Below are 19,414 nucleotides of genomic sequence, written 5' to 3' on the forward strand. Positions count from 1 at the left end.
TTTAAAAGTAAGATTGAGTTATTGATAACTGCGTAATTTTGGAGGAGAGTATGTATCGATAAATTCGGTGACCTCACTCAATGTTTCTGCAAAGCATAACTTATTCAGGTGTGCAGTACTTAAAAAATTCGTAGTTACCATCTGATTGAAGAATTGTTCAAGCAAGTCATAGTAATGATTAATATTCAATAATATGCAAGGACTTGAATTATCACCGATACGAGTCCATGAATAGGCCTCAACAATTTCTTCAAGAGTACCAACTCCACCAGGAAGAGCAATGCAAACGTCTGCTAATTCAATCATTCTCTTTTTACGTAAGGCCATGTCTGCAACGACTTCTAATTTTGTGATACCAGATAAAGCAACATTGCGATCAAATAAGTTTTGCGGTAATATACCAGTGACTCTTCCGCCATTTTCTAAGACAGAGTTAGCTAAAATACCCATCAGTCCGTATTTTCCACCACCATAGATTAGTTCGTAGTTGTTTGAAACAATCCATTTGCCAAGTTCAAAGGCAGCTTTCTTAAAATGTGGATCTTCGCCCGTTGACGCTCCACAGTATACTGCAATTTTTTTCAAATTATATCACCTCATGTGGCTGTGCCAAAAATTGAATTTTGACCCAGTCTCGCTAATTATTTCGTATAAGCGTGTTCCATAAGACAAAATTCTCCGTCTACTCATAGCAAAGTACTCGCTCTGATTGTAATTTCGAGTTGTGACTCAAGTTTTTCCAACTTATGTTACACTATTTTATTGTAGCACGTAATATGATTGTCATAGCAATAACAAAGTTTAACGATTAATTTTATTTTACCCGTAAGGAGATAGTAATAATGAATTTTAAAAATATTATAAGTGTAGCTTTTTTTGGATTTATTGGTGGAATCCTTCGTTATTTGCTTGGAGTTTGGTTTGATTTTAATGGCACAATCATCGTTAATATATTAGGGTGTTTCTTGTTAGCATTTCTTACATATTTCTTATTAGAATCAGAAACACCAGCTTCTTGGATTACACTTGGTTTGGGAACAGGACTTATTGGTTCTTTTACAACTTTTTCAAGTTTTTGCTTGGATACTGTTAAAATTACGGAAATACATGCACATACATATTTATTAATTTATTTAATAATAAGCGTAGTTGGCGGCTATTTAAGCACATTTTTCGGAATGAAGTTAGGCAGGTTAAGCGGACGCAATATTAAGAGGGGGAATCGCATGTGATTTATTTTGTAGGACTTGGAGCGGCATTGGGTTCGATTTTACGATATTTAGTTACTACAGCAATTAAAAAGAAGTCACAGACAATTTGGCCAACTGCAACACTATTAATTAATTTATCGGGTTCATTTTTGCTAGGAATGTTATATGGGTTAGCTACCATCAAAGTTGCGTACTTAATAATAGGTGTTGGTATCCTTGGTGGGTTTACAACTTTTTCAACAATGAATACGGAAATCTTGGGACTAGTTAGAAGTCGAAAATGTATATATGCATGGTGGTATGCAGGAACAAGTTATTTAGTTGGAATTGCTTTATCTTTCTTAGGGGTTATTCTGGGCAATATAATTAAGTAAAGTTGAGGTTGCTGTAGATATAATTTATTACAGATAATCATTCTTAAGGTATTTAAAATTTTATTTTACTTCCGATAGTAAATAAAGCGACTTAAATGTTTATCTGACTTTAAATTAATAATTATTCATCTGGATGAATTTATGTATATAATACTATTATGTAAGGAATACCTTTTCAATTTTTAAAAGCAAATAGGTTGTACAGATTTTTAGTGAGATAACAATAAAAGTTACGCTGGACCGCTGATTTTATAATTATATCTCTTAAAGGAATGGTCAAATGACAGAATATGATGTTTGTATAGTAGACGAATTGAAACAGTTTTATTTAGTTTGTCAACCTATTATAAGAATTCAAACAAACGAATTGATTGAATCGGTTGTTGACTATGAAGTTTTGATTCGTTCTAGAAGAAATGATAGGTTCCCTTTTGACGCTTTTAGAAAGTTGATCGAATATGAGGGTTACAATGATATTTTTATTGAGTGGTTCGAAAAAGAATTTAGGTACCTGTTACAGAAGTTCCCGGATTATAAATTTGATATCAATATTGATCCGCAACAGTTTAAGTACGCAAAAACTTGGATGTTCATAAATAGCATTTCAAATGAATGTAATAGAATTGGCATTGAGATTACTGAATCAATTCCACTCAACGATGAATTTGCAACCCAAGACGAGTTTTTTAAGAAAACACCACTTTCTGTGTTGAAAAAAATGGGTTTTAAGACGGTTGTTGATGATATCGGTACTGGACAAAATTCGTTGCAATTTGTGGCTAACAATCTACAAGATATTGACAGGTTGAAGATTTCTTTAGTTGCTTTTAGAGGATTAAGAAGCGATGTAACCTACAAGTTTTTAGAGGCATGGTTTAATCTGGCTAGAAAATATGATTTTGAGTTCGTTGTTGAGGGGATTGACAATGAGATTACTGCCAAGGATCTGGTATCTAGTGGTCTTATTATGCAACAAGGATTTTTCTGGCAAAAGCCACATATATTGAAAGATGTTACCAAGAGGTTAAATAAAATTTACTGAGCACACAAAAAAGTAGAATATTTGTTGCCTGAGTTTGAATTATTAGTAGAGAATCTCTTTAACTATTGTAATGTTTTTGAAAAATGCGCTACAGATAATTTTTATAGAAGTTTCTAATGGAATTTCACCATTAGAAGCTTCTTTTCGTGTATCATTGAGTTAATAGCTATCAGAAAGCAAGGAGTGGAACTAATGAAAATTGGGATTGATAAAATTGGTTTTGCCACATCTGATTTATATCTAGACATGGTGGATTTAGCAAATGCGCGGCAAGAAGATCCTAACAAATATCTGATTGGAATCGGGCAAGCTAAAATGGCGGTAATTAGACCTACGCAAGATGTGGTAACAATGGCTGCGACCGCAGCAAAAAGAATTATTAGCGAGGAAGATAAAAAAAACATAAGCTATGTTATTTTTGCAACAGAATCTGGGATAGATAATTCAAAAAGTGCGGCAGTATATTTAGCCGATTTGTTAGGAATTCTGCCAAATGTGCGAACAATTGAAGTGAAGCAAGCTTGTTATGGGGCAACTGCTGCATTACAACTGGCTAAGGGGTATATAGCCCTAAACCCTGAGAGTAAGGTTCTAGTAATTGGGGCTGACAATGCACGCTATGGGATTAAGACTCCGGGCGAACCAACACAGGGCGGTGGAGCGATTGCAATGCTTGTTAGCAGTAATCCAAAGATTCTTGAATTAGAAAATCCGACTGCTGCCTACGCGGAAAACATTATGGACTTTTGGCGGCCACTTGGACATTCAAAAGCTTTGGTAGACGGAAAATATTCTTCAGGAATATATCTTGATTTCTTAAGAAATGTCTGGGATGAGCAATTCAAAAAAACAGGATTTAAATTACAAGATTATGGTGCGTTACTTTTCCATCTGCCATATACCAAGATGGGGCTAAAAGGACTTAGACAAATTCTTCAAGATGCCTCAGTTGATGATAGTACGCGTCTAACCAGAGAATTTGAATATGCAAGGCAGTTCAACCGTGAAGTTGGAAACCTCTATACAGGGTCCCTTTATTTGAGTTTCTTGTCATTGATTGTTAATAGTGATTCTATTAGAAGTGGACAAAGAATTGGATTATTCAGTTATGGTTCAGGGGCACAAGCTGAGTTTTTTACGGGCATTTTACAACCTAATTATCAAGAGGGGCTTGCGGGAGTTGATTATCAGTCAATATTAAATAAGCGGCAAGCAGTCTCAGTTTCAGAATATGAAAAATTCTTTGAGAGTCATATTTTTGATATAGAGAATATTGAACTTGATTATCAAGAAGATAATTCTGACTTTTTGTTAATGGGTGTTCAAGATTATAAGCGAAAATATTTAGGTCGATGAACCCCATATGTTGGGGGATTTATCATTAGAATGCTATAATGAACTTGTTTGATTTTATTAAAACTAATGAACAATATGAATTATAAACAGAAATTATAAGTATAAGGGGAGATTATTTTGGAAACTAGTAAGACAGTGAGTGACGGAGAGTACGTGCAAGCAAAACAAGAACTCTCAAAGGCTCTTGCTAATAAGATTAGATATTTACAAACGTTAGCAACAGCGATAGATAATAAAGATGATCGCTTAGTATACCAATTAATTGATGGTGATCGCTATTCAGAGCAAATTATCAAAGCAAGACATGGCAGTGCGGATACTGACAATGAGAAACTTGTAAGTGACATCGCAGCTAAATTAAGTCAATATTTGAGCACCAACCTGTTAGCTTTCTTGGCAGAAACCTATCCTTTTTTTTACTTCGAACAAATTGATCTAGGAAAATTTCAGTTTTATTTTGGTAACTGGTGGGATCGTCGGCTTTTTGGTGAATTGGACGTTATTAAGGTCAAATTCAATTTTGATGACATTGAATATGAAAAATTAAGACGGGCGTTTGAACTAGACGGACAAAGTAAACGATTGAATAGTGATAAAATCAGTATGTTATCAAGTCAAGCCGATCAGTTACAAGCACTGATTGATTCTCAGGCTCAAAGGGATGAAGAAAAAGAGAAAACCAGATTGCAGTTGAAGAAATCTGCACAGGAAAAGGTAATGCCTTGGGAAGCTTCAAAAGCAAAAGAAGCCAAACAACAACTCATTAATCAACTTTCTAACTTGACTGAGCAGGATGAAAAAGCACAGGATGCATATCGGTTAATCAAAGATAACGAGAAGAAGGTACTTGAGTTATCAAAGGAAGATACATTGATTGGTTATGAAAAGCAAAGTATCATTGCTAAATTTGGTAGTTTTGATGCTTTTGAAGCATGCTGTGAATCCTTGTATCGTGATTATATTGCTGATTTAATAGCGACAAACGGGAGGATGAATACGAATGAGTAAAGAGTATGAAAAACCAACCGAAGTTTTTAAACCACATAATAATTCAGATATTGAACCAACCGAGAGTGCTACAACCTTGAGTACAGCAGGTCGGTTAATATCTTATAATAATCAACTAAAAGATGGTCTTGAGAATGGGTATAGTTTTACTAAGTTACTAGATCAATTGATTACGACAACCCATGCTGATGAATTATTTGCATCAGCCCGGGCGTTGAGTACATATCAATTGGATACTGCATATCTAACTTTCCCACAACAGTATAGTCAATCTGATTTTTATTTAATCTTCATTAATCGTCTAATGGCATTACATGACAGAGAACGTGTGATTTTACAGTCTTCTGATCAATATAAAGAACTTTACCATGAGTTTCCAGGAATTAATTCAGCTGGATATTTTATTTTTAAATTAGAGAGTACTGTTCAAGGTGGTGCCTACTACACAGAAAAAACAACTGGTGAAGCGTTATTTTATCTGAATTTGGAGAAACACGTTCTGAGATTCAATAGTAGGGCAGTAACACAATTATTACTAGTTGAGTATCATGATAGAATTGGACAAGATTCCATTAAAGGCTTCGAGAATTACTTACTGGATATTGGTAATTTTTTGAAGAAGGATTACGGCTTCGATGTTGACCTTACACTACTTGATCCCTCAAATAGCGCCGTTTACCAATTGGCAGATTCAAATCTTCCAAGTTCGATTATTGATCGATTATTTGTTGAAGCTGCGAATGGTGGTAGAATGCTTGAATTAGGAGAGAACAGTTCACCTATTCTTAGACTTGATAATGGAATTGTTATTGAATTATTCGAACAACACAATTATGAAGAGAATCTTGATTTGGGCTGGGTTATCCAAGTTTATGACCAACAACATGAAGTCGCTTGGTTTGATGTATTGTTAAGGTATGAATTCTTGAGAACATGGTATCTTGAGAATTTAAATGCATTAGAAATACAATCGGATGTACTTTATTTTAATTAGATAAATATGAGGTTTTTTAAAAAATGGATATTAAAAAATTAACGGATACAGTACGTTTCCGTGAAATCGATCAGGGTTATCGGATGGAGCAAAGAATTCCTCCTAATAAGCTAATGAATGCCTATTTGGAACTGAATTATTGCGCAAGTCTTCTTTTTAAGAAGGCTGTTACTATCGACAAGATTGATGACAATTCCGATGAAATCTTAACTTTGTATTGTAAAGCATTGATTCCTTTTTTTCAGATTGCCAATGATAAAAAATGGACATATCTGTTATTAATCTCTGATGAAAAATTGCATGAACTTGAAGATAAGTGGAAAACACAGTCATTTGCGAAAATTTATTTAATTTTGCAAAAATTACTTAATCAAAGCTATTTTGAACATCAATCCAGCTCGTTTCAACATGCTTGGCATATTTTCTTGAAATTTGGTGTTGTTGAATTACATCTATCTTCTAAGCAGATTGAGGAGCGTTTTCTTGTTCTTTGTGAAAAAAAGAGTGCTGATTCTTAATTGAATCGATGAGATAAAGTTAGTCATTGAGGGAAAACAAGCGACACCCAATAGTTAGATTTTTAATCTAATTATTGGGTGTCGCTAGTTTTAATATATATCAAAAATAAAAATATTATTATTGCTGTTTATCCATAAAATCGAAAAGTGCACCCTCACGTAGTCCATGATTTGAAAATAATATTTGAGGAATATGTAGTGTTCGCATAATTATAGAAATTGGTGTAAGTCCACCTACAATAACATCGGCACGAGCCTTTGCAAGTCCAGGAATCTTTTCACGCTCACTTTTATCCAAATCTACAAGTTCGGCAAAAATATCAAAGGCAGCATCACTGCTTAGTGTAAATCCATGGATATCTGGCGGATTTTCAGCATCAATTTTGCGACGAGCAATCTTTGCTAGGGTACGATTGCTTCCACCTAAAACCACAAGCTTAGTCTTGTGAGCATCTACAAGCCAATCAATATCGGTTAGGGCTTTTTCCACATCAGTCATTGCAAGAAACAAATCGGACGCTTTGATCTTGTCATCAAGGTTGAAAGCTTGAGAAATAGTTACAGAACCGAGCGGTAAACTTATTAAGTGAGATACCTGATTTTGTTTTACTAAAATTAATTCAGTACTTGCACCACCGGTATCCATAATTAGACATTCTTCACCTACATCAAGAGTTCGAGTTACTCCCAAAAAATCGAGGTAAGCTTCACGTTCACCAGTGATTACTTCAAAATCAATGCCAACCTTCTTTTTTACAAGCTGTAAGAATTCAGCTTGATTAGTTGCAGCCCTTACAGCGGCTGTTGCTAAAGCTTCAATATGGAGATGAGGGAGGTTTTCATAGACTTCCTCGAAATTTTTGAGTGCCTCAAGGGTTCGCTTGATAGGTTCTTCTTGCAGAACTTTTTCTGCACCCATATCTTCGGAAAGACGTACCATCTCTTTTAATTGATGAGTAACCTTGGTTGTACCATCATCTTTGATTTGAGTGATAGTCATTCTAACCGAATTAGATCCAAGATCAATCACCGCAAAGTTAATCATTTCTTTATTCCTCCTTGTCACTACCAGGAAGTCGTGGAGAATCGTCATGATGAGTCATCGGAATAAAAGTTGAAGCATTTCTTTTTTCTGCACGTTGTCGATCTAGTAGTAGTTGATTTTTTTGTTCTGCTTCTGTTACAAAATACTCTTGGACATCCAGACGTGTATGACCGCGACGGTCTAAATGTGTAAAAATGTCACCTTGCAGTATTCGCGTCTTCATATTATCATCCCACATCGTCCCAAAAATTGAAATGATTTTGTGTTTAATCTTGTCATCTAGTGCTGGAAATAACAACTCAACTCTTCGATTAAGATTTCTTGTCATCATATCGGCACTGGAAAGATAAACATCTTCATTTCCTTCGTTATAGAAGTAATAAATGCGGCTATGTTCAAGAAAACGGCCAACAATTGAATGGACTTCAATGTTGTCGCTGACACCTGGAATGTCTGTTTTTAGACAACATATTCCCCGAATAATTAATTGAATCTTAACTCCAGCAGCTGAAGCTTCATATAGATGTTCAATAATTTTTTGATCAGATAAGGAGTTCATCTTCATTTTGATAACAGCTTTGTGACCAGCTTTTGCGGCCATGATTTCATTATCAATTTTCTTATCAATAAAAGAACGGATACGTTTGGGAGAAATATGCAATTTATGGAAATAGGGTGGTTCTGAATATCCTGAAAGCATGTTAAATAAATTAGAAGCATCAATTCCGATGTCCCCATCAGCTGTGATAATCCCCATATCGGTGTAGAAATTTGCTGTTACATCATTGTAGTTACCGGTACCAAGGTGAATGTATCTACGGATACCATCGTCATCATGACGAATGACTAGGGCAATCTTGCAATGCGTCTTTAATCCGACAAGTCCATAAATAACATGGCACCCCATTTTTTCAAGTTGTTTAGCCCAACGAACATTGTTTTCTTCATCAAAACGAGCTTTTACCTCAACGAGAACAGTGACTTGCTTACCATGTTGTGCGGCTAGTCCAAGATAATTGATAATTGGAGATTTGCCAGAAACACGATAGAGAGTCATTTTGATTGCCAATACATTTGGATCAGTTGCAGCCTGACCAATGAAGTTCACGACAGAACTGAAAGAATCATAGGGATGGTGCATGAAGAAATCTTTTTTTCTAATTTGTGTAAAGAAGTTTTTGTTATTTGCTAGAGCAGGATCAACAAATGGTTTGAATTTTGAATATCTCAATTCTGGATGGCCTTCAATTAATCCAGGTAATTTTTTTAAGAATGTCAGGTCAATTGGACCATTAATTTCGTAAACCGCTTTTTTGTCGACATCCAAAGTTTCAATTAATCTTGATTTTAGACGATTGTGCATTGAGCTTTCGATTTCTAAGCGCATGACGCCTCCGTGCTCACGTTTCTTTAATTGTTTTTGAACTTCCCGAAGTAAGTCAGAAGTATCCTCCTCGGCAACATCTAAGTCCATATCACGAATGACACGATAAGTTGCAGCATCACTGACCTTATACCCAATGAAAAGAGTGCCAATGAATTCTTTAATAATATCTTCAAGTAGAATAAATGAATTCTCTTCATATGGGAGTCGGATAATTCTTGTAAAAACATCAGGAATTCTGACCGTTGCGAAGCGTCGATTTTTTTTGTTATCCGTCTCATGAAGACGTACGGCAATGTTCAGCGAATTATTGCTGATGAAGGGAAATGGGCGTGAAGAATCATCAGCCAAAGGTGTTAGTACGGGATATAATTCGTCATTAAAATAACGATGAATAAATTTATATTGTTCCTCAGTAGTTTCAGAAGCTGTGATTAGTTTAATATTATTTTTCTCTAGTTGTGGAATAATTGAGCGATTGTATGTCGTATAGCGTCGTATAACCATTTCTTGTTCTTTTTCGTTGATCTTATCAATTTGTTCTTTAGGTGTCATTCCAGAAGCATCAGTAGTTTCAATATTTACAGAATACATTTTATTCAGTGAAGCAACTCTAACCATGAAGAACTCATCAACATTGCTTTGTGTAATCCCAAGAAAATTTGCACGTTCAAGTAATGGATTTTCTGGTTCACGCGCTTCTTCAAGTACGCGCTCATTAAATTCCAACCAGCTTAATTCACGATTTTTAAAATAATCTTGCTTGTCAAATTTACTCATTGTAATTGCCTCCGTTGTTTTAGTATTGCTTTTAGACCAAATACTTTTTCAAAAAGTTCGGCTTTGTTGGTGAAGGACCATTGTTCCAAGGCAATATTTTGGTTTGAATATGCAAAAATAATCAATTCCGTTTCGCGTAGTGATATTGATATTTTTTGAATTTTTTCTTCGCGTGAATCATCTAAAGAATCAGCAATGCGCAAAAAAGAAGATAATTTTGCAACTTTCATTTGAACTTCTGGATCTAGTTGTTTGAAATGAGTTGCACTTGAAGATGGTGATTCACTACTATGATAACGTGCAATTTCAGCGATAATCAAGTTTTCAGTATTTGATAGACCGAGTACTTTTGTAGATTGTAAAATATATGCAGAATGGTTATAGTGTCCTTGCTGGTTAATGTAATTACCAATATCGGCAAGGATGCAGGATACTTGCAGTAAGAGACGCTCTCTTTTACCAAGATGATGTAATTTTTTTAATTGATCAAAAAGATGTAAAGCAATCATAGTAACATTTTCTCTATGTGATTTACTTGTAAGATAACGTGTAGCCATATTTTCTGCTGTAGTTAGGATCAATTCATCGAAATTCTGTTTTTTTAATCCCGTCCTTTGGGCACGATCAATTGCAAGTCCATCAGAAACTGTGATATCAGTTAAAATAATATTTTGTGCTTTAATTAATCTAATGATTTTGTTTAACAGCAAGAAATATGAGGTAATACTTGTTATCTCATTTTCATCAACTTTAAAAAAATCCATTAAAAATTGGTCAGAAGCATTGGTGACTTTTTGATAAAGTTTTTTGAACTCTTCAAGCGGCATGGCATATGAAGTCTGATCAACTGGAATGAACTTTTTATTAATGATCAATGAATCTTGTAAAATTAAATTAGAAGATATTTTTTGGTTTGCGAAAACATGTTTAAGATGTTCAAGCTTACTGTCGATATAATCGTCAAGGACAGTCATTGAACTATTCGTGGTAGGCTTTAATGTCCTATTAACATCATAGAGTTGAGCAGATCCTAGATCGACATTCCAAGTAGAGGCGAATTTTTGATTATTGAATTGAGATAGGGAAACACGTTCTGAACCAAGACTTAACAAGAATGTTAGGGACGAACTAATTTTTTTAAAATTATCTAAGTGTGTCACAATTGCTACAGCCTTATAGTAGGTTAATTGGCTTGTATTTAGCCAATGAATTCGCAAGGTTGTTCGAACATAGATTTGTTCACCTAAGTAACGTGCACTAATTTCATCTAAGGGTTGTTGATTACCCCAAAAGCGGTAATTTTTAACACCGTATTCTTTTAGAATAAGTAAGAAACCATTAAGGGATTTTGTAATGGCTTGTATATTATGTTGATATTCATAAGTGTGGTTACTGTAAAAGTTAGATGTGACTTCTTCTATAACTGAGAAGTCATTTAAATCCACAATAGAGAGCTTAGTTTGTCTGGGAGTCATATAAATGATGCCGTATAGTTTTTTTGCCACAAGATTCACCTCAATATTTAGTTTCTTATTTAATATTAACAATTTTTTACTTTTTTTTAAAGAAAGGTTGTGTAAATAATAGGTAATTAAAAATCTTTTTACGAGAAAAAAAATAGCCAGTAAAATTAGATGAAAATACTTTTTGCTTATTTTTAAGCAGTATTGAGGTGAGATTTTCAGCGCGTACTTTTGTTAAAAAAATATTTTTAAGTGATGAATTGATGTTTTCAACTGACAAAACGAGCTAATCATGGTAATATTTTATAAGATATTAAAGCATTTTCAATATCATAAGTTTTATAACATCGTATGATAGAAAACCGTATAATAAGATAACTGAATAGGAATGGGAATTTTCATGGAAAAAAAGAAATTACACATTGCATTGTTTTTTGGAGGTAACTCATCAGAGCATGCTGTTTCAAAGCGCTCAGCACATAACATTTATGACGGAATGGATAAAGATAAGTATGATGTATCTGTATTTATGTTCACAAAAAATGGCTATCTTTTAGGAAACAAAGATTCAATGAGAATTTTTGATGGGGAAGATGAAGATACAGTTGTTGCAGAAGCAACTGCGAATATTGATTTTTCTAACCCACTTGCAAATATTCAAAATATTTCTGAAGTTAAAAATATTGATGTTTTCTACCCAGTTATTCATGGCAATATGGGAGAAGATGGTACAGTGCAAGGCTTATTTAGATTATTGAACAAGCCTTGGATTGGTAGCGGAGTTGCATCTTCAGGTGTTTCTTTTGATAAAGATTTGACGAAGCAATTATTGACTCTTCATGGTATCCGCAATACAAAGTATGTTGTAGTTACTCCAGAAAATCAAACTCAATATACTTATGAGAACTGTAGCAAGAAGCTTGGAACAACAATGTTTGTTAAGCCAGCTCGTCAAGGTTCTTCAGTTGGAATTTATAAAGTTGAGAACAAAGATGAATTTGATAAGGCTGTTAAAGAAGGATTCCATTATGATTTTAAGTTGCTCGTTGAAGAAGCAATTGATCATCCGCGCGAAGTAGAATGTTCAGTATTAGGTAATCGTAATGCAAAGGCTTCAAAACTTGGAGCAATTAAGATACCTGATGATGATGTCTTCTATGACTATAACAATAAGTTTGTGGATGCCTCAGGTGTTGAGTTTGAGATGCCAGTAGAATTACCAGAGGACTTAACAGCAGAAATCAAGCAAATGTCATTAGATGCTTTTCGTGTGTTGGGTAATCGTGGTCTAGCAAGAATGGATTTCTTGGTTGACAGTAATAACGTACCCTATTTTGGTGAAGTTAATACCTTACCTGGCTTCACGAACATTTCGTTGTATCCACAATTATGGGCCGTATCAGGAATTGACTATAGTGATTTGATTGACCAGCTAATTGAATTAGCAATTACTGAATTTAATGATAATGCAAAACTTCATTATGATTTTGTAGATCTTGGTGAAGAAAAATTACCTGAAAAGAAGTAGATATTACTAATAAATAGTTTATTATGGAAAATGATCAGATGATTCATAACCAATATTAGTGACTATTTTTAATAGAATAAGCTGATTAAAGGGGTGTACCAAAAAATTTATTTTGGAACATCTCTTTTAATTTTATGTTAAGGGTAATAAATTTTTTGCGTATATTATTTACATAATAAAGGAGGAGTTTGATGAGATGTTCATGGGCAATGGGGAACGACTTGTTGATGGCGTATCATGATAAGGAGTGGGGCGTGCCAAAAAAAGAAGAGAGAATCCTTTTTGAGATGCTTTCACTTGAAATAATGCAGGCTGGGCTGAAGTGGGAAGTTATTCTAAAAAAACGGGCAGGTTTTAAAACTGCTTTTTATGATTTTGAAGTAAAAAAAATTGCAGAAATGACAGAAGCGGATGTTCAAAACTTAATGAGCAACAAAGAAATTATTCGTAATCAACGAAAAATTCGGGCAATTATAAGAAATGCTCAAACTTTGCTTGAATTAAAGAAAAACACAGAATTCGACTTTGGCGAATACCTATGGAATTTTATCGGGAATAAACAAATTGTTAATCATTGGGAATTTGGTGAACAAGTACCAGCACAAACAGCGCTCTCGCAAAAAATTGCAAAGGATATGAAAAAACTTGGTTTTGCCTTTGTCGGACCAACGATAGTTTATTCATTTATGCAGTCTATAGGGATGGTTGATGACCATTTAACAAATTGTGAGATAAAAAAGAGTCGGGGGTAAGCAAAGTTTCTTAGTAAAGCTATGACTATTTAAGTGAGAAGGTTTTAACTTATGAAACACGTTTATTCGTAATAAAGAGAGGGCCTAGATCAAAATTTAACTTTGACCCAGGTCCTCTCTTTTTCAACTAATTAACTTTATTCTTCAGGTTGCTTATTGTCCAAATCTGTCCGAACAACAAGAACATCACAACTTGCAGTTCTCGTAACATACTCTGTAACTGAGCCCAAAAGTAAACGTTCAACTGTATTCAAACCAGTAGCACCAATCATAATTAAATCAGTTTCTAATTCGGTAGGTTTGTCCTTAGCGATAATTGTTTTTGGTGCACCATATTCGATCGAATAAGATATATTTTCAACACCGTCAGCTTTAGCCTCATTGATATAACTTTCGATCTTTTTCTTGGCAGTCTCAACAACTTCGTCTACCATGCTGGCATCATAACTCGAAATATTTTGGAAGGCACGTGTATCAACAACATGAAGTAACTCTAAGTGTGCTTCTTTACCATTTCTCTTTGCAACAGCGACGGCTTTTTTGAATGCCAATTCAGCTTCTTTTGATCCGTCGACAGGTACTAGAATATTTTTATATTGTTGTAACATACAAATCACCCTTTCATCTTTCACTTACATTTTACTGCATTTTTTTAGAATTTTAAAGAAAAATGATGAATAATAGTGAATTATTTCTCAATATAGCTTAACATCAAAACGGGTAGAATTGGAATGATTGCTACATCAAGAATTAGGATAATTGATAAGAATAATTGATTATTGAGTAGGAGACTTACAAAGGTTAAAAAGGCGAGAAATATTAACGTTGTCCCAGTGATTTGAATAATAATTCTTAAATCTCTATGTTTCTCGGGATGAAAAAGCATAAATGGTTTGTTCTTGTGTTTTAACAAGTACAAGCCAATAAAAAGAAGCAATATTCCAAGTAAGAATACGAATAAACTTATGATTGTATTTATCATCACAATTCCTCACAGAACAATAATATTGTGTACTGTCAATTTTCTTAGTCTTAAGGAAATTGACAAGCATAAATGGAAAGGGCTGCACCAAAACAAATGTCTCAGTACAACCCTTCCGTCCAAAGAATAAACTTTGGAATCCGTCTAATGCCGTTAATCGTCTCTGTAGTTGAACCCGCAAACAAGCAGGTGGTTTTTGATAATTTAGCTTCTAACTTCCTACTTAAAATAGGCATGTTATCCACAAAATATTTCAAAAGCCAAGGTATATAAGTGTTCGGTCAACCTTACATTATGAGACAACGCGTACATTTCAGATTATGTTTACATCTTAGCATACTATTCTGCTTTTTTCAAATGTTAACGGTTACTTTTTGCTTTTTTGCATCTTTTTTAAACGTGCATACTGTTCCTTTAACACGGTTTCATAGCGCCCATTATCTTTTGGCTCATAGTAGCTCTTATTCTTGATTGGATTTGGTAGATATTGTTGTGGAATCCAATCGTGAGGATAATCATGAGGATACAGATAATCAGTTCCATGACCAAGTATTTTAGCACCTTGATAATGTGCATCTTTTAGGTGTGCCGGAACATCACCATAGCCACCGCGATTAATGTCTGCGAGTGCTCCGTCAATGGCGTTTATCGCAGAATTGGATTTAGGTGATAGACAAAGATCAATTACTGCAACCGCTAAAGGAATTCGAGCTTCAGGCAAGCCAATTTTTTCAGCTGCAGTCACAGCATCAACAGTTCTTGCAGCTGCAGGAGGATTCGCTAGTCCAATGTCTTCATATGCAATTGTTAAGAGCCTGCGATTAACACTGATTAAGTCACCGGAAGCTAGCAAACGTGCAAGGTAATGAAGTGCGGCGTCCGTATCAGAACCACGAATGGATTTTTGAAAGGCGGAGATTACATCGTAATGCGCATCTCCATCTTTATCTTGTACGAGAGCTTTGTGCTGTAAGCATTCCTCAATAATGGGTAAAGAAATCTTTATTTCTTGACTTCCATTTTCTGGCGTAGTTGATCTAACAGCTAATTCGAGGGCATTTAAAGCACTACGCAGATCTCCGTTTGTAGCACGACAAAGGTGAGTCGATGCATCAGAAGTTAAGGCCACATTATATGATCCTAGACCGTTAGTTTTATCGGATAATGCACGCTCAATGGCAATCTTAATGTCATCTTCTGTTAGAGGTTTAACCTCAAATATTTGTGTACGGCTTCTTATGGCCGGGTTGATTGCGATATAAGGATTTTCTGTTGTTGCACCAATTAAGATAATCCGGCCACTTTCAAGATGAGGTAATAAAAAATCCTGTTTTGGTTTAGTAAGACGATGAATTTCGTCAAGTAAGAGGATAACTGTACCACTCATCTTTGCTTCTTCAGCGACCACTTCTAATTCTTTTTTTGAATCAGTCGCGGCATTAAGCATTCTAAAAGCATATTTTGTTGAACCAGCGATAGCACTGGCAATACTCGTTTTTCCTGTTCCAGGGGGGCCGTAGAGAATCATTGAAGAGAGCAATTTGGCATCGACCATTCGTCTGATGATTTTACCTGGACCAACTAGATTTTGTTGACCGACAACTTCTTCAATATTCTTAGGGCGCATGCGGTAGGCTAGGGGCTTTAGCATAAGCTATCTCCTTTCATACATTTTATAAATAAAGTATAACATTGTATCATGTTTCGGTTACTGTTTTGAAGGGATTAAAAAAACCAGATTCATAAAAGAATCTGGCTAAACTGACAAGAAGTCGGTTATTAAAGTTTGTTGTAGTATTCAACGATAAGAGCTTCATCAACTTCAGCTTCAAGTTCTTCACGTTCTGGTAAACGAACTAATGAACCTTCAAGCTTGTTCTCATCAAAAGTTACAAATTGTGGACGACCAACAATTGCTTCAAGAGCGTCTTTAACAATTTGCAAGTTCTTTGATTTTTCACGCAATGAAATTACATCACCTACAGAAACTTCGTATGAAGGAATATCAACACGCTTGCCATTAACTGTAATGTGACCATGGTTTACCAACTGACGTGATTGACGACGAGTTGTAGCTAAACCTAAACGGTAAACAACATTATCCAAACGTTGTTCCAACAAAATCATGAAGTTGTCACCATGACGACCTTGACGAATCTTGCCAGCACGCTTGAAAAGGTTTGAGAATTGACGTTCTGAAAGGCCATAAATCATGCGAAGCTTTTGTTTTTCGCGTAATTGCAAACCATATTCAGATAATTTACGACGGTTGTTTTGACCGTGTTGTCCTGGAGCATATGGACGACGTGCTAATTCTTTACCTGTACCAGTCAATGAAATACCTAAACGACGTGATACTTTCCAACTTGGACCTGTATAACGAGACATAAAAAAGTTCCTCCAATAATTTTTTTGGAGTAAAATAGGCTGTCTACTTAGTATTCGTGCAGTTTGTTTTGCAGCGTTCACTCTTGCAGCCGAAGAGGTACTGACTGAACCAAATAGGGCAACGAACTGTTGACGAGCTTACCGCAGACTGCTGCATATTTTACACAGGAAACAGTATATCTAAAAATCGATCATTAGTCAAGTAAGTCACAATGATCAAGTAAGGTGGTAACTAAAGAATTTAATGTCAAGCGGTCAGCTTCTGTAAAACGATTTTCATTAGGAGAATCAATATCTAGTACCCCAATTTTTTTACCATTCTTAATTAGTGGAACAACTATTTCTGAACGACTCGCTGCGTCACAGGCAATGTGACCTGGAAATTCCAAGACATTGGCAACCACTAAGGTTTTTCCTTCTTGGAAGGCTGTTCCACAGACACCTTTACCAATTGAGATGTGCATGCATGCAACTTTTCCTTGAAATGGTCCAAGAACCAATTCGTCATTCTTTTGTTCATAGAGATAAAAGCCAGCCCAGTTAATGTTGGGAAAACTTTCGAAGATTAAAGCAGATGTATTTGCTAAATTGGCAACAAAATTTGTTTCATTTTTTAATAATGAATCCAATTGTTGAATTAAAAGTGTATTTTTCATTTTTAAACTCCTATTCAAGTATACTATTTCTGTGTAAGTTGATATAACTATGATATAATTAAATAGATTTTAGATTGAAACGATTAATTAGGCAAGTTTTTAATAGGTGGTAAAATATTAGTTCTTGCCGATAGAAGACAAAAAGTGTATTTACATAGGAGTGAGGACTTGATGACGTTAGTTTTGAGCGCAATTGTAATAGTCGCAGTGGTGGTCTATTTTTCCTTTTTTTATTTGCAACGGAAAAATGCCTCCGAAATTGCGGTGAAGAAGGAGCAAGTCAATAAGCTTGTTGAGTCTTCGGTACATAAAGAGATCCTCAGCACAGAAAAAATCAAGTTATCTGGTGAGTCGCTCACACAGTTTGAGGAGACGAAGCAAAATTATTTATATATGGTCAATCATAAATTGCCTCAGATATCCGAACATTTGACAGAATTGGTAGACGCGAATGGACATTATCGCTTTTTTGAAGTTAGAAGAGAGTTAAATTTACTTAATACTAAACTTGAGACTGCAACTAAATTAGAAAAAGAAACAAAGCAAAATTTGCAAGAGTTTAAGAAAAGTAATTTAGAACACCAAAAGAGAATAAAGCAATTAGAGCAAAAATATCAAAATATTCGTAAAACACTACTTGCAAAGAACTTTTCCTATGGTCCTAGTATTGACAAGTTAGAGGAAGATTTAGCAAAAATTGAAAAGACTTTTGACAGCTATAGCCAAACAACTAAACAGGGAGATTATGTAAAATCAACTGAGATATTGAAAGTATTAAAAAAGGAGACTGCTTTGCTGGAAAAAGCAATAAAGGTTATTCCTTCGCTGTATCGAAGTGTGAAGAATGTTTATCCGGAACAGATTACTGAAATAAAGGAAGCATATGATAAATTATCAGCTACAAAATATGGTTTCGTGACTGACTTTGATAAGAAAATTTCTGATATTCAGACGTTGATTGCAACAAATATTGTTAATTTGAGCGAATTAGCATTGGACGATGGAGAACAAACAGATCAGAAAATTGATCAGGAAATTAATGAAGCATACGATGAATTGGAATCTGAATTGAAAGCAAGAAGTGAAGTTGAGGTTAAGATTGAAACTTTCAAAAAGTTTGTTGCACACGCAAGAAAAAATCAACGTGAATTATTAGCGGAGCTTGATCGACTGAGTCAAAATTACACATTCAATCATGATGAAATGGAAAATGCAAAGCAACTTGATGAAGATCTAAAGGAGATTGAGCAAGAGCTTGCAAATTATCAAGAAAAAGTTGATGGTAAGAAACCGATAGTATATTCTGTTTTGAAAGAGCAACAGACTAAACAGATTGAAACGCTCAAAAAGATTGAAGAAAAGCAAGCTAAGATTGGTGACAGTGTGCAAACGCTGTGGAATGATGAACAAGAGGCACATAAGGCAGTTCGACTTTTTGACTTTGACATTCATAGTGTGAAGCGTGATCTTGAAAAGTTGAACTTGCCTGGATTGTCCAAAGAATATTTAGATTATTTTTATTCTGTAAATGCCGAAATTGATGATTTAGCTGATAAATTAAATCAGGTTAAGATTGACATGGATGAAATAACTAAACTGATGATTGATACTCAGTCTGACTTAGACGTTCTAACTGAAAAAACAAACGATATAATAGATAGTGCATCTTTGACGGAGCGTTTATTACAATATGCTAATCGGTACCGTTTACGCTTTCCAGAGGTGGCACAAGCATCGGATGAAGCATATCATCTCTTCAATCAAAATTATGATTATGCAGGTAGTTTAGAACGGATTGCAACTGCGATTGATAAAGTCGAAACCGGGGCATATAAAAAAATTGAAGATGAGTATTATGCAAGTAAGACTACCACTAACAAATAACTATTGTAGCTGGATCAAAAATTATATTTTGACTCAGCTTTTTTTTAGT

The 19,414-nt window shown here is 34.8% G+C and carries 19 protein-coding genes and 1 other RNA gene; 10 read left to right on the forward strand and 10 right to left on the reverse strand.

Going from position 1 to position 19,414, the window contains the following annotated elements; genetic code table 11:
• Positions 1 to 18: 18 nt before the first annotated feature.
• Positions 19 to 585, reverse strand: a complete 567-nt coding sequence (locus G6O70_RS07110; RefSeq protein WP_057869096.1) for an LOG family protein — start codon at positions 583 to 585, stop codon at positions 19 to 21.
• A 257-nt stretch (positions 586 to 842) separates the two neighbouring features.
• Between G6O70_RS07110 and G6O70_RS07115 the strand changes: the two genes are divergently transcribed.
• The 7 genes from G6O70_RS07115 to G6O70_RS07145 all read left to right on the forward strand — a co-directional run bounded on the left by G6O70_RS07115 (position 843) and on the right by G6O70_RS07145 (position 6,503).
• Positions 843 to 1,232 (forward strand): fluoride efflux transporter FluC, encoded by a 390-nt coding sequence (locus G6O70_RS07115; protein ID WP_057869095.1) that lies wholly within the window; start codon positions 843 to 845, stop codon positions 1,230 to 1,232.
• Positions 1,229 to 1,585 carry a fluoride efflux transporter FluC gene (locus tag G6O70_RS07120; protein ID WP_057869094.1) on the forward strand — a complete coding sequence of 119 codons (357 nt, stop codon included), beginning with the start codon at positions 1,229 to 1,231 and terminating at the stop codon, positions 1,583 to 1,585. Before G6O70_RS07115 ends, G6O70_RS07120 begins: the two co-directional genes overlap by 4 nt.
• A 280-nt stretch (positions 1,586 to 1,865) precedes the next feature.
• The gene (locus G6O70_RS07125) at positions 1,866 to 2,627 is read left to right on the forward strand and encodes an EAL domain-containing protein (RefSeq protein WP_057869093.1); all 762 of its coding nucleotides are present in this window, start codon (positions 1,866 to 1,868) and stop codon (positions 2,625 to 2,627) included.
• Between the two features lie 192 nt (positions 2,628 to 2,819).
• Positions 2,820 to 3,983 (forward strand): hydroxymethylglutaryl-CoA synthase, encoded by a 1,164-nt coding sequence (locus G6O70_RS07130; RefSeq protein WP_057869092.1) that lies wholly within the window; start codon positions 2,820 to 2,822, stop codon positions 3,981 to 3,983.
• A gap of 117 nt (positions 3,984 to 4,100) precedes the next feature.
• Positions 4,101 to 4,991 (forward strand): hypothetical protein, encoded by an 891-nt coding sequence (locus tag G6O70_RS07135; RefSeq protein ID WP_057869091.1) that lies wholly within the window; start codon positions 4,101 to 4,103, stop codon positions 4,989 to 4,991.
• On the forward strand, positions 4,984 to 5,985 hold the full coding sequence (locus tag G6O70_RS07140) for a hypothetical protein (protein ID WP_057869090.1): 1,002 nt from the start codon (positions 4,984 to 4,986) through the stop codon (positions 5,983 to 5,985). The genes G6O70_RS07135 and G6O70_RS07140 overlap by 8 nt, the downstream gene beginning before the upstream one ends.
• Before the next feature lie 23 nt (positions 5,986 to 6,008).
• Positions 6,009 to 6,503 (forward strand): hypothetical protein, encoded by a 495-nt coding sequence (locus G6O70_RS07145; RefSeq protein ID WP_057869089.1) that lies wholly within the window; start codon positions 6,009 to 6,011, stop codon positions 6,501 to 6,503.
• Positions 6,504 to 6,621: 118 nt separating this feature from the next.
• Here G6O70_RS07145 and G6O70_RS07150 read toward each other — a convergent pair whose 3' ends face one another.
• The 3 genes from G6O70_RS07150 to G6O70_RS07160 are packed head-to-tail and all read right to left on the reverse strand — an operon-like array spanning position 6,622 to position 11,217.
• Complete coding sequence (locus G6O70_RS07150; protein WP_057869088.1) at positions 6,622 to 7,548, reverse strand: Ppx/GppA phosphatase family protein; 927 nt, start codon at positions 7,546 to 7,548, stop codon at positions 6,622 to 6,624.
• A gap of 4 nt (positions 7,549 to 7,552) precedes the next feature.
• Positions 7,553 to 9,712, reverse strand: a complete 2,160-nt coding sequence (locus G6O70_RS07155; protein ID WP_057869087.1) for an RNA degradosome polyphosphate kinase — start codon at positions 9,710 to 9,712, stop codon at positions 7,553 to 7,555.
• On the reverse strand, positions 9,709 to 11,217 hold the full coding sequence (locus G6O70_RS07160; protein ID WP_057869086.1) for a hypothetical protein: 1,509 nt from the start codon (positions 11,215 to 11,217) through the stop codon (positions 9,709 to 9,711). The genes G6O70_RS07155 and G6O70_RS07160 overlap by 4 nt, the downstream gene beginning before the upstream one ends.
• A 358-nt stretch (positions 11,218 to 11,575) precedes the next feature.
• Between G6O70_RS07160 and G6O70_RS07165 the strand changes: the two genes are divergently transcribed.
• Positions 11,576 to 12,703, forward strand: a complete 1,128-nt coding sequence (locus tag G6O70_RS07165) for a D-alanine--D-alanine ligase family protein (protein WP_057869085.1) — start codon at positions 11,576 to 11,578, stop codon at positions 12,701 to 12,703.
• A 191-nt stretch (positions 12,704 to 12,894) separates the two neighbouring features.
• Complete coding sequence (locus G6O70_RS07170) at positions 12,895 to 13,455, forward strand: DNA-3-methyladenine glycosylase I (RefSeq protein WP_057869084.1); 561 nt, start codon at positions 12,895 to 12,897, stop codon at positions 13,453 to 13,455.
• Between the two features lie 137 nt (positions 13,456 to 13,592).
• On the opposite strand, the gene G6O70_RS07175 is transcribed toward G6O70_RS07170, so the two are convergent.
• The 6 genes from G6O70_RS07175 to G6O70_RS07200 form a co-directional block, all read right to left on the reverse strand.
• On the reverse strand, positions 13,593 to 14,063 hold the full coding sequence (locus G6O70_RS07175) for a universal stress protein (RefSeq protein WP_057869083.1): 471 nt from the start codon (positions 14,061 to 14,063) through the stop codon (positions 13,593 to 13,595).
• Between the two features lie 80 nt (positions 14,064 to 14,143).
• A complete protein-coding gene (locus G6O70_RS07180) occupies positions 14,144 to 14,437 on the reverse strand; it encodes a hypothetical protein (protein ID WP_083481885.1) in 294 nt (97 codons plus the stop codon).
• A 133-nt stretch (positions 14,438 to 14,570) separates the two neighbouring features.
• A non-coding RNA gene (gene ssrS / locus G6O70_RS07185) (6S RNA) lies at positions 14,571 to 14,760 on the reverse strand.
• Between the two features lie 44 nt (positions 14,761 to 14,804).
• A complete protein-coding gene (locus tag G6O70_RS07190) occupies positions 14,805 to 16,088 on the reverse strand; it encodes a replication-associated recombination protein A (protein ID WP_057869081.1) in 1,284 nt (427 codons plus the stop codon).
• Between the two features lie 128 nt (positions 16,089 to 16,216).
• A complete protein-coding gene (rpsD, locus tag G6O70_RS07195) occupies positions 16,217 to 16,825 on the reverse strand; it encodes a 30S ribosomal protein S4 (RefSeq protein WP_057829084.1) in 609 nt (202 codons plus the stop codon).
• Between the two features lie 194 nt (positions 16,826 to 17,019).
• Positions 17,020 to 17,481 (reverse strand): GAF domain-containing protein, encoded by a 462-nt coding sequence (locus G6O70_RS07200; RefSeq protein WP_057869080.1) that lies wholly within the window; start codon positions 17,479 to 17,481, stop codon positions 17,020 to 17,022.
• A gap of 171 nt (positions 17,482 to 17,652) precedes the next feature.
• Here G6O70_RS07200 and ezrA point away from each other — a divergent pair, with 171 nt between their 5' ends.
• On the forward strand, positions 17,653 to 19,365 hold the full coding sequence (ezrA, locus tag G6O70_RS07205) for a septation ring formation regulator EzrA (RefSeq protein ID WP_057869079.1): 1,713 nt from the start codon (positions 17,653 to 17,655) through the stop codon (positions 19,363 to 19,365).
• Positions 19,366 to 19,414: the final 49 nt, after the last annotated feature.

The sequence above is a fragment of the Liquorilactobacillus hordei DSM 19519 genome, assembly GCF_019443985.1.
Classification (GTDB): domain Bacteria; phylum Bacillota; class Bacilli; order Lactobacillales; family Lactobacillaceae; genus Liquorilactobacillus; species Liquorilactobacillus hordei.